12 protein-coding genes are annotated in these 14,230 nt (G+C 71.4%); 5 read left to right on the top strand and 7 right to left on the bottom strand.

From position 1 onward, the window contains the following. Positions 1 to 17: 17 nt before the first annotated feature. The 4 genes from ispF (at position 18) to AMO33_RS18500 (ending at position 3,331) form a co-directional block, all read left to right on the top strand. Positions 18 to 485 (top strand): 2-C-methyl-D-erythritol 2,4-cyclodiphosphate synthase, encoded by a 468-nt coding sequence (ispF, locus tag AMO33_RS18515; RefSeq protein ID WP_060593724.1) that lies wholly within the window; start codon positions 18 to 20, stop codon positions 483 to 485. Positions 486 to 551: 66 nt separating this feature from the next. Next, positions 552 to 1,955: a cysteine--tRNA ligase gene (gene cysS, locus AMO33_RS18510; protein WP_060593723.1), complete on the top strand. Its 1,404-nt coding sequence runs from the start codon at positions 552 to 554 to the stop codon at positions 1,953 to 1,955. Then, positions 1,955 to 2,929, top strand: coding sequence for a 23S rRNA (guanosine(2251)-2'-O)-methyltransferase RlmB (gene rlmB, locus AMO33_RS18505; RefSeq protein ID WP_060595035.1), 975 nt, complete (start codon positions 1,955 to 1,957; stop codon positions 2,927 to 2,929). The genes cysS and rlmB overlap by 1 nt, the downstream gene beginning before the upstream one ends. A 123-nt stretch (positions 2,930 to 3,052) precedes the next feature. Next, positions 3,053 to 3,331 (top strand): hypothetical protein, encoded by a 279-nt coding sequence (locus AMO33_RS18500; protein ID WP_011206969.1) that lies wholly within the window; start codon positions 3,053 to 3,055, stop codon positions 3,329 to 3,331. 37 nt (positions 3,332 to 3,368) lie between these two features. Here AMO33_RS18500 and AMO33_RS18495 read toward each other — a convergent pair whose 3' ends face one another. From AMO33_RS18495 to kstR, 7 genes are all read right to left on the bottom strand, one after another. Continuing rightward, positions 3,369 to 4,178, bottom strand: coding sequence for an enoyl-CoA hydratase/isomerase family protein (locus tag AMO33_RS18495; RefSeq protein WP_011206970.1), 810 nt, complete (start codon positions 4,176 to 4,178; stop codon positions 3,369 to 3,371). Positions 4,179 to 4,197: 19 nt separating this feature from the next. Next, positions 4,198 to 5,367 carry an acyl-CoA dehydrogenase family protein gene (locus AMO33_RS18490; RefSeq protein WP_041560602.1) on the bottom strand — a complete coding sequence of 390 codons (1,170 nt, stop codon included), beginning with the start codon at positions 5,365 to 5,367 and terminating at the stop codon, positions 4,198 to 4,200. A 93-nt stretch (positions 5,368 to 5,460) separates the two neighbouring features. After that, the gene (locus AMO33_RS18485; protein ID WP_086839283.1) at positions 5,461 to 6,327 is read right to left on the bottom strand and encodes a metal ABC transporter permease; all 867 of its coding nucleotides are present in this window, start codon (positions 6,325 to 6,327) and stop codon (positions 5,461 to 5,463) included. Then, a complete protein-coding gene (locus AMO33_RS18480) occupies positions 6,327 to 7,163 on the bottom strand; it encodes a metal ABC transporter ATP-binding protein (protein ID WP_011206973.1) in 837 nt (278 codons plus the stop codon). The genes AMO33_RS18485 and AMO33_RS18480 overlap by 1 nt, the downstream gene beginning before the upstream one ends. Positions 7,164 to 7,289: 126 nt before the next feature. After that, positions 7,290 to 8,270, bottom strand: coding sequence for a metal ABC transporter solute-binding protein, Zn/Mn family (locus tag AMO33_RS18475; RefSeq protein WP_060593722.1), 981 nt, complete (start codon positions 8,268 to 8,270; stop codon positions 7,290 to 7,292). Positions 8,271 to 8,418: 148 nt separating this feature from the next. Continuing rightward, a complete protein-coding gene (gene otsB / locus AMO33_RS18470) occupies positions 8,419 to 10,989 on the bottom strand; it encodes a trehalose-phosphatase (protein ID WP_060593721.1) in 2,571 nt (856 codons plus the stop codon). A 249-nt stretch (positions 10,990 to 11,238) separates the two neighbouring features. After that, positions 11,239 to 11,874 carry a cholesterol catabolism transcriptional regulator KstR gene (gene kstR / locus AMO33_RS18465; protein WP_060593720.1) on the bottom strand — a complete coding sequence of 212 codons (636 nt, stop codon included), beginning with the start codon at positions 11,872 to 11,874 and terminating at the stop codon, positions 11,239 to 11,241. A gap of 145 nt (positions 11,875 to 12,019) precedes the next feature. Between kstR and AMO33_RS18460 the strand changes: the two genes are divergently transcribed. Then, the gene (locus tag AMO33_RS18460) at positions 12,020 to 14,206 is read left to right on the top strand and encodes an acyl-CoA dehydrogenase (RefSeq protein ID WP_060593719.1); all 2,187 of its coding nucleotides are present in this window, start codon (positions 12,020 to 12,022) and stop codon (positions 14,204 to 14,206) included. Positions 14,207 to 14,230: the final 24 nt, after the last annotated feature.

The following is a 14,230-nucleotide window of genomic DNA, read 5'->3' as shown; positions in this document are numbered from 1 at the left end:
GTGAGAACGTCGTCGGCATGCGAGTGGGAATCGGCAGCGACGTGCACCCCATCGAGCCGGGCCGTCCGTGCTGGATGGCCGGGCTGCTCTTCGAGGGCGAGGACGGCTGTTCCGGGCATTCCGACGGTGACGTGGCGGCGCACGCGCTGTGCGACGCGCTGCTCTCGGCGGCCGGGCTGGGCGACGTGGGCGCGGTGTTCGGCACCGGCCGTCCGGAATGGGCCAACGTCTCCGGCGCGGCCATGCTCACCGAGGTCAGGCGGTTGCTCGGCGAAGCGGGCTTCGAGGTCGTCAACGCCGCCGTGCAGGTGATCGGCAACCGGCCGAAGATCGGACCGCGCCGCGCCGAAGCCCAGCGGGTGCTCGGTGACCTGCTCGACGCGCCCGTCTCGGTGTCCGGCACGACCACCGACGGACTCGGCCTCACCGGCCGCGGCGAGGGCATCGCCGCGGTCGCCACCGCGCTGCTGCGGCCGCGCGTATAGCACCGCGGCCGCGTTCCGTCGAGCCGCGACACGAACGCCCTGCTACGACCGACTAGGATCGCCCCCGTGACACTGCGCCTCTTTGACACCGAAAGCCGAACCATGCGCGAATTCGCGCCGCTGGTTCCCGGCCGCGCTTCGGTGTACCTCTGTGGCGCCACCGTGCAGGGCGAGCCGCACATCGGTCACGTGCGCTCCGGAGTGGCCTTCGACGTGCTGCGCCGCTGGCTGCAGGCGCACGACTACGACGTCTGGTTCATCCGCAACGTCACCGACATCGACGACAAGATCCTGAACAAGGCCGCCGAGGCGGGCCGCCCGTGGTGGGAGTGGGCGGCCACCTACGAGCGTGCCTTCGATCGCGCCTACCGGCTGCTGGGTGTGCAGCCGCCCTCGGCCGAGCCGCGGGCCACCGGGCACATCACCCAGATGGTCGAGCTGATGCGGCGGCTGATCGAGCGCGGGCACGCCTACGCCTCGGCCGGCAACGTCTACTTCGACGTGCAGAGCTACCCCGAGTACGGCGCCCTGTCCGGCCACAAGCTCGACGACGTACACCAGGGCGAGAGCGCGGGCGAGGGCAAGCGCGACCCGCGGGACTTCACGTTGTGGAAGGCCGCCAAGCCCGGTGAGCCGAGCTGGCCGTCCCCGTGGGGCCCCGGTCGCCCCGGCTGGCATCTGGAGTGCTCGGCGATGGCCGAGTTCTACCTCGGCGCCGAGTTCGACATCCATTGCGGCGGTATGGATCTGGTGTTCCCGCACCACGAGAACGAGATCGCCCAGTCCAAGGCGGCCGGTGACGGCTTCGCCCGCTACTGGCTGCACAACGGCTGGGTGACGATGGGCGGGGAGAAGATGTCCAAGTCGCTGGGCAACGTGCTCTCGGTGCCGAACATGCTCACCAAGGTGCGCGCGGTGGAGCTGCGCTTCTATCTCGGCAGCGCGCACTACCGCTCGATGCTGGAATACTCCGACAAGGCGCTCGACGACGCGGTGGCGGGGTACCAGCGCATCGAGGCGTTCCTGCACCGCACCGCCGAGCGGGTGGGGGAGATCCCGGTGGGCAAATGGACCGACGCGTTCGCCGAGGCGATGGACGACGATCTCGCGGTGCCGCGCGCGCTGGCCGAGGTGTTCCGCCTGGTGACCGAGGGCAACAAGGCGCTGGAGGCGGGCGCCGTCGACACCGCGCGCGAGCTGGGCGGTCAGGTCCGCGCCATGCTCGGCATTCTCGGCGTGTGCCCGTTCGACCCGCAGTGGGACGACAAGCAGGACGATTCGGTCGCCCAGACGGCGCTCGACGTGCTGGTCCGCGCCGAGCTGGACCGACGCCAGCAGGCGCGCGCCGACAAGGACTGGGCCACCGCCGACGCGGTGCGCGACCGGCTGCACGCCGCGGGCATCGACGTCACCGACACCCCGAACGGCCCCGAGTGGTCGCTGCGCACCGCGCGCGGAAAGGCGAACTGATGGCAGGGAATTCGCAACGACGCGGCGCCGTGCGCAAGAGCGGCACCAAGAAGGGGCAGGTCGTCGGCTCCGGCGGCAAGCGCAGGCGCGGACTGGAGGGCCGCGGCGCCACACCGCCCGCGGAGATGCGCACCAAGCATCCGGCGGCCAAGCGGGCCGCCGCCAAGGCGAAGGCCGCGGCGAAGGCCGGCCCGCGTGGTGCGGCGGGGCGTCCGGCCGGCCGCAAGAACGACGACGGCCCGGAGTTGGTGCTCGGCCGCAATCCCGTGGTGGAGTGCCTGCGCGCGGGGGTGCCCGCGACCGCGCTGTACGTGGCCGTCGGCACCGAGAACGACGAGCGGCTCACCGAGAGCGTGAAACTGGCCGCCGACACCGGCATCTCGATTCTCGAGGTGCTGCGCACCGACCTGGACCGGATGAGCTCCAACGGTCTGCACCAGGGCTTGGCGTTGCAGGTGCCGCCGTACCGCTACGCCCACCCCGACGATCTGGCCGAGCGGGCGCGCTCCTCGGCCGAGCCCGCGCTGCTCGTCGCGCTGGACAACATCTCCGATCCGCGCAATCTCGGCGCGGTGATCCGCTCGGTGGCCGCGTTCGGCGGTCACGGCGTGCTGATTCCGCAGCGCCGCAGCGCCAGCGTCACCGCGGTGGCCTGGCGCACCAGCGCGGGCGCGGCGGCCAGGCTGCCGGTCGCGCGCGCGACGAATCTGACGCGCACGCTCAAGGATTGGGCCAACCAGGGGATGCAGATCGTCGGCCTGGACGCGGGCGGCGACACCTCGCTCGACGAATTCGACGGTACCGATCCGACCGTGATCGTGGTCGGTTCGGAGGGCAAGGGCCTGTCGCGGCTGGTGCGCGAGACCTGCGACTCGGTGTTGAGCATTCCGATGGCGGGGCCGGTCGAATCGCTGAACGCCTCGGTCGCGGCGGGTGTGGTGCTCTCCGAGATCACCCGCCAGCGTCGCCGCTGACCGAACGCCACTGCGCCGCAAGCGCTTACGGTCGCCGTCCGCGGCCGTGCGCGAAACGCCCGGGTGACCCGGTGCGGCGGTAAAAGACGCGCGGATGCGCTCGGGCCCCGTAGAATTCGGCTGGTGGTGATACCCAATCAGCCCATCGGCACGCCGATCGAGCATCCACACGCCACGGCGGTGTTGTTTCTCGGTGCGGCGAGCATCCTCTGCTGCGGTGTCCTCGGCCCGGTGGCGTGGGCGCTGGGCAAGCGGGCACTCGACCAGATCGAGGCGTCCGGCGGCGCGATCGGCGGCCGTGTGCAGGTGATGGTCGGCTACATCCTCGGCGTCGTCGGCACCGTGCTGATGATCATCATGGCGGTGCTGTTCCTGCTGGTGGTGCTCGGCGGCAACGCCTGAGCGGGTGCCTCGGGTGCGCTGCCGGGTGCCGAGGCGGTCAGTCGAGGCTGGGGCGGTCCGGCTCCGAATTCTCGTCCCAGGTGGGCCATTCGGTGCTGATGCTGCCGGTCCAGTTCGGCTGGCGGCGGTCGCGGAAGGCCGCCATCGCCTCGCCGCCGTCGACGCTCTTGGCCACGTGGGCGTTCAGTTCCGACTCGAGCCTGCCCACCATGCCCGGCGTCATGCCGAGGCTCTCCCAGAGCAGGCGCTTGGACAGCGCGACCGGTAGCGGCGCGGAGCCGTTGGCCAGATCGTGTGCCACCGACAGCGCCGTCGGCAGCACTTCGCCGCCGGCCAGGCAGGCGTTCGCCAGGCCCATCGCCTTGGCCTCCTCGCCGTCGAAGGTGCGGCCGGTGAGCATGATGTCGGCGGCGTTGGCCATGCCGGCCAGGCGCGGCAGCGTCCAGTGCGCGTAGCCGTCGGCGAGCACGCCGCGGCGCACCTGGTTGAGTCCGTACACCGCGTCGCGGGCCAGGTACCGCAGGTCGCACTGCAGGGCCAGCGCCAGCCCGAGGCCGACCGCGTGCCCGTTGACCGCCGCGATCACCGGCTTGCGCACCCGCCAGGGCGCGGGCTCGATGGTCGCGCTGACCTCGCCGACGCGGTGGGACAGATCGGCACCGGCGCAGAACGCCGGCGGCGTGCCGGTGATGACCACGGCCCGGATCGCGTCCTCGGCGTCGCAGCGGGCCAGGGCCGCGCCCAGCTCGGCCGCCATCGTGGGGGTGAAGGCGTTCTGCTGGGCGGGGCGATTGAGGGTGAGGACGGCGATGCCCGCGGAGACATCGACGAGCAGTTCCGAACTCATGGGGGGATGGTAGCCGAAATCAGCGGAGGATTTTGCGGCCGATCGCGTACTTGTGGACCTCGGTCGGGCCGTCGTACAGCCGGAATGCGCGCATGTCACGGAAGATCATCTCGACCACCGTCTCGTCGCTGATGCCGATGCCGCCGAGCACCTGCACGCACCGGTCGGCGACCTTGAACAGCTCCTCGGAGACATAGGACTTCGCCATCGAGCTCTCGTGGCGGGCCTTCTCGCCCTGGTCCATCAGCCAGCACGCGTGCCAGATGGTCAACCGGCACTGGTGCAGGGCGATCTCGTTGTCGGCCAGCATGAACGACACACCCTGGTGCTCGCCGATGGTCTTGCCGAACGCGGTACGGGTCCTGGCGTGCTGCACGGCGATGCTCTGCGCGCGCTCGGCCGCGCCGAGCCAGCGCATGCAGTGGGTGAGCCGGGCCGGGGCCAGCCGCAGCTGGGCGTACCGCAGCGCCTGTCCGGCCTCGCCGAGCAGGGCCGACCTGGGCAGGGTGAGGTTGTCGAAGCGCACCACGCCGTGGCCGGCGACGTAGTTGCGGTCCATCGTGTTCATGGTCCGCTCGATGACGATGCCGGGCTGGTCGCCGTCGGTGAGGAACAGGGTCGGCCCTTCGGGCAGGTGCGGATTGGGCGCGAGGCGCGCCATGATGATCCAGGTCTTGGCTCCGTCGGCGCCGGTGATGAGCCACTTGCGCCCGTTGACGACGAAGTTCTCGCCGTCGAACACCGCCTCGGTGGACAGCTGGCCGGGATCGGAGCCCGCGCCTTCGGGTTCGGTCATGGCGAAGACCGAGCGCTGGTGCCCGTTGATCACCGGCATGAGGTAGCGGTCGATCTGGTCGCGGTCGGCGATCTTGCCGAGCAGGTACATGTTGCCCTCGTCGGGGGCGGCACAGTTCATCGCGACCGGGCCGAGGGTGGACCAGCCCGCCGCCTCGTAGATGACCGCCTGTTCGACGTGGCTGAGGCCGCGGCCACCGAACTCCTCGGGCGCCTGCACGGTGAGCAGCTTCTCCGCGCGGGCCAGTTCCACCAGTTCCTGGCGCAGCTCGTCGGTCGGGCCGTGCGCGGTCAGGCGCGGGTCGCGCTCGAACGGGACGATCTTGTCGATGACGAATCGGCGGACGCGGTCGCGCTCGGCGGCGAGGTCGGCGGGAATCGAGAAGTCGATCACGGTGGCAACCATTCGTTCGGTGGGCGGTCGGATCGAGCATACGAAACCGCGCGCACCCGACTGAGGTCGGCTGCCCTCAAAAGTTGCCGACGATCAGCGTACCGCCACGGACCTGCGGCGACGTGCGCCGATGAGGCGGCAGAGCAGGTAGATGGCGAACGAGATGGCGGTGACGAACGTCGACACCGGCACGCCCGGCGCCAGCGACAGCAGGATGCCGCCCACGGCCGCCAGCTCGGCGAACACGATCGCCAGCACGGTGGCCCGCACCGGATTCGCGGTCACCTGCGCGGCCGCCGCGGCGGGGGTGATGAGCAGTGCCAGCACCAGCAGCGCCCCGACGATCTGCACGCCGAAGGCGGCGGTCACGCCGAGCAGCACCGCGAACACCACCGCCAGCGCGCGCACCGGCACGCCGCGCGCGACGGCCACCTCGGGGTCGGCGCTGGCGAACAGCAGTGGCCGGTAGATCGCCGCCAGCACCGCCAGCACCAGCACGGTGCAGGTGATCAGCAGCGCGAGGCCGCTGTAGCCGACGGCCACCACCTGACCGGTGAGCAGCGAGAACTTCGATCCGGCACGTTCGGGCCCGAGCCACAGGAACAGCACCGACAGGCCGAGACCGAACGAGAGCACCACCGCGATCACCGAATCGCGCTCGCGGGCGCGGGTGCCGAGCAGGCCGAACAGCACCGCCGCCACCACCGACCCGGCGATCGCGCCGATGCCCACGCCGATGCCCGCGAGCAGCGCGGCCGCCGCGCCGGTCAGCGACAGTTCACTGGTGCCGTGCACGGCGAAGGACATCTGCCTGCTGATGATCAGCGGACCGATCGCACCGGCGAGCAGGCCGAGCAGCGCGGCCGCGAGCACCGCCTGCTGCACGAAGTCGTAGGAGAGCAGGTCGGCGGTGGTGGACAGGTCGAACATCTTGCCGAGTACGTCGGCCAGTTTGTCCATCAGGCGTTGACCCCGCTGTGGCTCGGCTCGGCGTGACAGTGTTCGGCCCCGGCCGAGCCGAGGGCGTCGAGGGTGTCGCCGGTGCCGACCACGACCAGCCGCCCGCGCACCCGCAGCACGTCGACCTCGGTGCGGTACAGCTCGGAGAGCACCTCGGAGGTCATCACCTCGGCGGGGGTGCCGATGCGGAATCGCCCGTCCACCAGATACAGCACCCGGTCCACCAACGGCAGGATCGGGTTGATCTCGTGGGTGACGAACAGGACGGCGGTGTCGTGGCTGCGCCTGCGCTTGTCGATCAGTTCGGCGACCAGCCGTTGATTGGCCAGGTCCAGGCTGAGCAGCGGTTCGTCGCACAGCAGCACCTCGGGATCACCGACGAGGGCCTGCGCCACCCGCAGCCGCTGCTGTTCGCCACCGGACATGGTCTCGAGCGGCGCGTCGGCGTAGTGCTGCGCGCCCACCGCGGCGACGGCGGCGGCCACCTTGCGGTTGCGCTCGGCGCGCCCGCGCAGGCCGAGGCCCCAGCGGTGCCCGTCCACACCGAGGCCGACCAGATCCACCCCGCGCAGCTGGACTCCGGCGTCGATGGTGCGCTGCTGCGGGATGTAGCCGATGTCGGCGTTGCCCGCCCTGGCCGGCTTGCCGACCACCTCGGCGGTCCCCTCGGTCAGCTGGAGCTGGCCGAGCAGCACCTTGAGCAACGAGGTCTTGCCCGAGCCGTTCGGGCCGAGCACCGCGACGAATTCGCCGGGCCGGATGTCCAGGTCGAGGCCGTCCCACAGGGTGCGCTCGCCGAAGGACAGCCGCGCCGCGCGCAGCCGGACCGCGGGCACGGCGGACTCGCGCCGCGCGTCCGGGGTGACGGCGGCGGGTGCGGCGGCGTCGGGCGGCGTGGCCCGTTCGATCGGCTCGGTCAGCGCTGCTCCCTGGGGGCGAAGTGGACGGGTCCGGGGCATGTCTCAGGCGAGTGCGGTGGCGAGTGCCTCGGCGTTGCGGGTCTGCCACTGAATGTAATCCAGGCCCTCGGGCAGGGTTTCGGTCACCTCGACCACCGCGATGCCCGCGGTGTCGGCGAGGGCGCGGATGTCCTTGGTGATCTTGTCCTCGGTCTGCACGTTGTAGATCAGCGCGCGCACCTGCTTGGTGGTGATCAGGTCGTGCACCGCGGCGACGGCGGCCGGCGAGGGATCGGTGCCCTGCTCGATGGCCTCCTGGAACTCGTGCGGCGTGCGGTCGTCGGCCTTGGCGGCCAGCACCAGGTACTGCGCCAGCGGCTCGGTCTGCACCACCGGCTGGTTCGGGTGCTCGGCGGCGATCCGGTCGACGACGGCGTCGATTCCGGCCAGGCGCGCGGTGAAGGCGGCGGCCCGGTCGGCGTAGGCCTGCCGGTGGTCGGGGTCCAGTTCGCCCAGCGAATCGGCGATCCGCTCGGCCACCTCGCCCGCGACGTGGGTGTCGTACCAGACGTGCTCGTTGTCGTGCTCGTGCGCGTCGTGCTCGTGGTTGCCGTGATCGTGGCCGTCGGCCGGGGCGGCCTGGGCGTCGCCCTCGGCGCCGTGGTCGTGACCGTGCTCGTCCGCGCCGCCGCCGCCCGCGATCTCCACGGCGTTCACGGTGCGCTTGTTCTTGCCACCGATGGCCTTGTCGATGAACTCGTCGTAGTGTCCGCCGTTGTAGACGATCAGGTCGGCGTCGGACAGTTCGGCCGCCTGGACGGCGGTCACCTCGTAGGAGTGCGGGTCGGCGGCGGGGTCGGAGATCAGCGAACTCACCTCGGCATCGGGCCCGGCCACGGCCGCGGCGATGTCACCCCAGACGTTGGTGGAGGCCACCACGGTGATCCGGTCGCCGCCGTCGGAGCCGCCGGAGCAGGCCGTCGCGGCGGCGATGGTGACCGCGCCAAGGGCGATGCCGGCGAACCGGGTGATTCTGTTCCTCACGACGGGACTCCACACTACTTGAAACGGAAACGATTTCCATTAAAGAGTAGCGCACCTGTGCGATATCACCGGCCTCGGCCGGCGATGTTGTGGCCGGTGACACGACGACGGCCCCGCGGTCGGTCGCGGGGCCGTCGCCGGAATCGGGTCAGACCAGCACCTGCACCGGCTGGGAGAGCAGCTGGGCGCAGCGCAGCAGGCCCAGGTGGCTGTAGGCCTGCGGGTGGTTGCCCAGCGAGCGCTCGGCCACCGGGTCGTACTCCTCGCTGAGCAGGCCGGTCGGGCCCGCCACGTCGACCAGCTGGGCGAACAGCGCCTCGGCGTCGGAGCGCTTGCCGATCAGCAGGTACGCCTCGACCAGCCAGGCCGCGCACAGGTGTAAGCCGCCCTCGCCGCCGGGCAGGCCGTCGTCGTGGTGGTAGCGGTACACCGTCGAGCCACTGCGCAACTCGGCCTCGGTGGCCACCACGGTGGCCGCGAAGCGCGGGTCGGACGGGTCGATCAGCCCGCTCAGGCCGATGTGCAGGGTGGCCGCGTCCAGATCGGTGCCGTCGTAGGCGGCGGTGAACGACTGGACCTCGTCGTTCCAGCCCTTGGACTTGACCTCCTCGGCGATGGTCTCGCGCAGGCTCACCCACTCCGGGTCCACCGGCCGGTCGAACTTCTGCGCCAGCGTCAGCGCGCGGTCGACCGTCAGCCAGCCCATCACCTTGGAGTACACGTGGTGACGGGGGTTCCCGCGGATCTCCCAGATGCCGTGGTCGGGCTCGGTCCAGCGGCGCTGCACCGCGGCCACCATGGCGTGCACCAGTTCCCAATCGGCATCCGGCAGTGCCTTGGCGGGCTCGGTGATGCCCTTGCGCTCGCGCGCGTGCGCCAGCGTCGAGATCAGGTCGACGATCGGGCCGAAGACGTCCAGCTGCACCTGCATGTTCGCCGCGTTGCCGACGCGCACCGGCCGCGAGCCCGCGTATCCGGGCAGCTGGTCGATCACGGCCTCGGGCGGCAGCGTCTCGCCGTAGATGGTGTAGAGCGGGTGCAGGCGCTCGGGGCCGGGCAGCGTCTCCAGCACCCGGTGCACCCAGCCGAGGAACTGCTCGGCCTCGGTCAGCGAACCCAGGGTGACCAGCGACTGCGCGGTGAGCGCCGCGTCGCGCAGCCAGCAGTAGCGGTAGTCCCAGTTGCGCACTCCGCCGATGTCCTCGGGCAGCGAGGTGGTGGCCGCCGCGAGGATCGAGCCGGACGGCGCGTGCACCAGCCCGCGCAGCGTCAGCGCCGAACGCTTCATCAGGTCCGGCTTGAGCGGCGGCAGCTCCAGCGAGTTCGCCCACTCCCGCCAGTACCGCTCGGCCTCGCGCCTGCGCTCGGTCTCGCTGGCCGATGCGGGGTCCAGATCGTGTGTGCCACAGCGGAGTTCGAGCACCACCGGGCCCTGCGCCGGGTCGACGACGGCGGTGGCGACGTCGTGCACGCCGTCGTTGTCGATGCGCCACTGCACGCCGGGGGAACGCAGCACCATCGGGTCGTTGGTGCCGAGCACCTTGAGCCCGTCCCGGTCGGCCTCGAGGCTCACCGGCACCTGGCCGAACTCCGGCCGGGGCGCGAAGGTGACCACGGCCCTGGCGTGGCCGCTGATCACCCGGGTCAGGTCGGTGCGGGTGGGGGCCACGTCGTGCGGCAGGTAGTCGGTGACCTGCAAACTGGCCCAACGCGTTTCGACGGTCATGGTGCCGTCCACGTAGCGCTGCGACAGCGGCAGGCCGGGCCGTTCCGGCGCGACGCCGAAGTGCCCGGCCTGCGGCCCGCCCAGCAGATGGGCGAACACCGCGGCCGAGTCCGGTTCGGGGTGGCAGAACCAGGTGACGGTGGCGTCGGGGGTGAGCAGCGCCACCGAGCGCGGGCTGGCCAGCATGGTCAGCCGCTCGATGCGCGGTGCGCTCGCACCGGCCAGCCAGGTGCGGCGTTCCTCGAGCAGGAAGGCCAGCGCGCAGGCGACGGCCTCGGTGCTGTCCACCCGGTACTTGGCCAGGCTCTCGCCCTCGCCCACCTTGATGCCGACATCGGGGCCCGACAGCACGCGGAACGCCTTCTCGTCGGTCACGTCGTCGCCGAAGAACACCGCCGCCGTCGCGCCCTCCTGGTGGCGGATGGTGTCCAGGGCGGTGCCCTTGTCGGTCTGGATGACGGCCAGTTCGATGACCGCCTTGCCCTCGGTGACCTGCACCCCGACCCAGCGCGCCGGACCCTGGCGGACCGATTCCAGCGCCCGGCGCCCGATCTCGGGGGCGGCGTTGCGCACGTGCAGCGCGACACTGGCCGGCTTGGTCTCCACCGAGGCGCCGGGGTTGTCGTCGGCGATCTGGGTCAGCGCGGCCTGGACCTCGTGCAGCAACTGCTTGGCGTCGTTGTCGATGGCGTGCACGAAGCCGACGTCGAACTCCGAGCCGTGGCTGCCGATCAGCTGGACCTCGACGGGCAGGCGCGAGAGCGCCGCCAGATCACGCAGGGCGCGGCCGGAGATCACGGCCGCGGTGGTGCCGGTCAGCCCGGCGAGGGCGCGTAGCGCGCTCACCGACTCCCGGTGGGGATACGCCTTGGACGGATCGGAGACGATGGGCGCGAGCGTCCCGTCGTAGTCCGATGCGACCAGCAGCCGTGGCTCGCGCGCGACCGTCGACAGTGCACGGCGAAGTTCTTGTGGCAGATCCTGTGCGCTCACGCATCCAACCTAGTGATCGGAGGGGATGATTCAGGGGCGGCCAAAACAATACTGTGTTGAATTTGCCGCACCGCAGCGCGCCGGTCGGCGTGCGGACGATCGCGAGCCCACATCGCGGATTCGTCCGGTCGCCGCACGGATAACCGACGGGTAACCCCCTCGACGGCACCGCGGCATGACTACCACGGTAACCCGCTCACGGGCACTGTGCGCACCGGGGAAGCGAGGCGCCGATCACGCCCCGCCGCCTCACTCCTTGTCGCCGAGCAGCAGATCGACGGTCAGTTCCAGCCGGTCGCTCACGTCGGTGGCCGAGGCGCGGCGGGTGAGCCAGGCCACCAGATTCGACAACCACACGTCGCTGATGACGCGGGCGATGGCGAGCTGGCGCTCATCCGGCTCGCCGTCGTTCATCGCCCGGGCGAAGACCCGGTCCATCACCTTGCCGACCCGGTCCACCTCGGCGGCCGCGGAGGCGTCGGCGAACATGAACGCCCGGGTCATCGCTTCGGTGAGCAGCGGGTCGCGCTGCATCATCCGGGTGATCTGGGTGAGCAGCAGGTGCATGCGCTCGCGCGGCGTGGAGCCCGCCAGCGGCTTGCGTTTGCTCTCGAACTGCTCGAACTCCCTGGCCAGCGCGGACACCAGCAGATGCACCTTGGACGGGAAGTACCGGTAGAGGGTTCCCACGGCCACGTCGGCCCGCTCGGCCACCGCGCGCATCTGCACCGCGTCGTACCCGCCCTTGGACGCCAGCGCGAGGGTGGCGTCGAGGATGCGCTTGCGGCGCTCCCGCTGCGCCGCCGAGCTCAGCTCGTCCTCGCTCAGGGTGGTGACTGTCGCGGGGCGCGCGGCGGCGGGCTGCGATCGGGACGGACTGGCCATCGATGAGAGTCCTTTCCGGAAACGTCGTTTCGTCTGCCTGGCTGCGCGGTCGAGGAGAGGACGGCGTTGTCTTGACTTCCGCCCGGCAGGGATATTAGAACATGTTCTAGGTGTGGGAGTCACGCCGGGAAAGGCGGTATGGAGTGTGACCATCGCCACCACTGACGAGCATAAAGCCGTTCAGGAGTCGATGCGGGGCTGGGCCGGATCGGTCCGCCCGATTGCAACAATGCGAGCCGAACCCGAGGGATTCTGGCGTGGGTACTGGCCCGCGCTGGCCGACCTCGGCGTCTTCCGCGTCGCGGTCGCCGAGGAGGCGGGTGGCGCGGGCGCGACGGTCGCCGACCTGGCCGTGCTCCTGGAACAGGCTGCGCACGATCTCGTCGGCGGACCGGTGCTGACCACGGCGTTGGCCAACCTCGTCACCTCCGGTGCGCTCGCCGAGGATCTGCCCTGCGGCGTCGCGCTCGATACCCTCGATACTCTCGACAGCGTTGCCGAGACGAGCTTTTCGCCCGAATCGGCACAGAGTTTACCCGCGCTCGCCGAGACCGGGTCACTCAGCGGTAGCTGGCCCCTCGTGCTCGGCGCCGCGCCGGGCACCGCGGTGTTGCTGCCGGTGCGCTCGGCCGACGGCCCGCGCTGGTGCCTGCTGCCGCCGGACGCGCCGGGCCTGCGGGTGGAACCGCTGCGGCCCACCGATCCGAGCACGCCGCTGGCCGCCGTGCACTGCGCGGAGACGCCGGTCACCGCCGGGCAGGTGTTCACCGCACCGCACCGGGTCGAGGACCTGCTGGTGGTGCTGGCCGCCGCGGAACTGGCCGGGCTGGCCGGCTGGTGTCTCGAGACCGCGGTCGACTACGCCAAGGTGCGCGAGCAGTTCGGCCGCAAGATCGGCTCCTTCCAGGCGGTCAAGCACATCTGCGCGTGGATGCTGTGCCGCACCGAGCTGATCCGCGCCGTCGCGCTGGACGCCGCGGCCGCGGTCGACGAGGGCGGCGCCGAGCTGCCGATCGCCGCGGCCATCGCGGCCGCCATCGCCCTGGACGCGGCGGTGGAGACCGCCAAGGACTGCATCCAGGTGCTCGGCGGCATCGGCTTCACCTGGGAACACGACGCGCACTTCTACCTGCGCCGGGCCACCGCGCTGCGGCAGCTGCTCGGCGGGTCGGCGCGCTGGCGCGCCCGGGTCACCGAACTCACCCGCGCCGGGCATCGCCGCACCACCGGTGCCGATCGGGTGCTGGCCGCCGACGGCGTGCAGGTCGACGGCGCCGCCGCGACCGGCCTGGCCCGTGAGGTCGCCGCGATCGCCGCGCTGCCCGCCGAACAACAGCGCGCCGCGCTGGTCGACGCGGGCCTGGTGATGCCGCACTGGCCGCCGCCCTACGGCCGCGGCGCCGATCCGATGACCGGCCTGATGATCTCCGAGGAACTGCGCCGTGCCGGCCTGGCCGCCCCGGATCTCGCGATCGGCGGCTGGGCGATCCCGACCCTGCTGCAACACGGCACCCAGGAGCAGATCGACCGCTTCGCCTGGCCGACGCTGCACGGTGAGGTGGTGTGGTGCCAGCTGTTCAGCGAGCCCGAGGCGGGATCCGACCTGGCGGCGCTGCGCACCACCGCGACCCGGGTCGACGGTGGCTGGCGGCTGCGCGGACAGAAGGTGTGGACCTCGCTCGGCGACCGCGCGAACTGGGCGATCTGCCTGGCCCGCACCGACGCCGAGGCGCCCAAGCACCGCGGCATCAGCTACTTCCTGGTCGACATGAAGAGTCCCGGCCTCGAGGTTCGTCCGCTGGTGCAGATCACCGGGGAGGCGCGCTTCAGCGAAGTGTTCCTCGACGACGTCTTCGTGCCCGACGACTGCCTGGTCGGCGCGCTGAACAACGGCTGGAAGATCGCCCGCTCCACCCTCTCCGCGGAACGGATCGCCATGGGCGGCAACGGGATCGGGCCCGCCCTCGAGGAGTTGATCGCCAAGCTGCCCGCCACCGGGCCCGGCGCGGAGCTGATCGCCGACCGGCTCGGCGGATTCGTCGCCGACGCGATCGGCGGGTTGCTGCTCGAACAGCGCGCCGCGCTGACCGTGCTGGCCGGTGGCGACGCGGGCGCGCAGAGCAGCGTGCGCAAACTCGTCGGGGTGCGGCATCGGCAGGCGGTGGCCGAGTTCGCCGTGGAGGTCGCCGGGCCGCTCGGTGCGCAGGAGACCGCCGAGGTCACCGAGTTCCTGCTCACCCGGTGCCTGTCCATCGCGGGCGGCACCGAGCAGATCCTGCTCACCGTCGCCGCCGAGCGGATCCTCGGGCTGCCCCGCGACGCGGACAGCTGATCGAAAGCCAACTGGGAGAACACC

It is taken from the genome of Nocardia farcinica (genome assembly GCF_001182745.1).
In the GTDB taxonomy this organism is placed as follows: domain Bacteria; phylum Actinomycetota; class Actinomycetes; order Mycobacteriales; family Mycobacteriaceae; genus Nocardia; species Nocardia farcinica.
The sequence above is the reverse complement of the archived record's forward strand: the minus strand, read 5'-3'. Positions and strand labels throughout refer to the sequence as shown.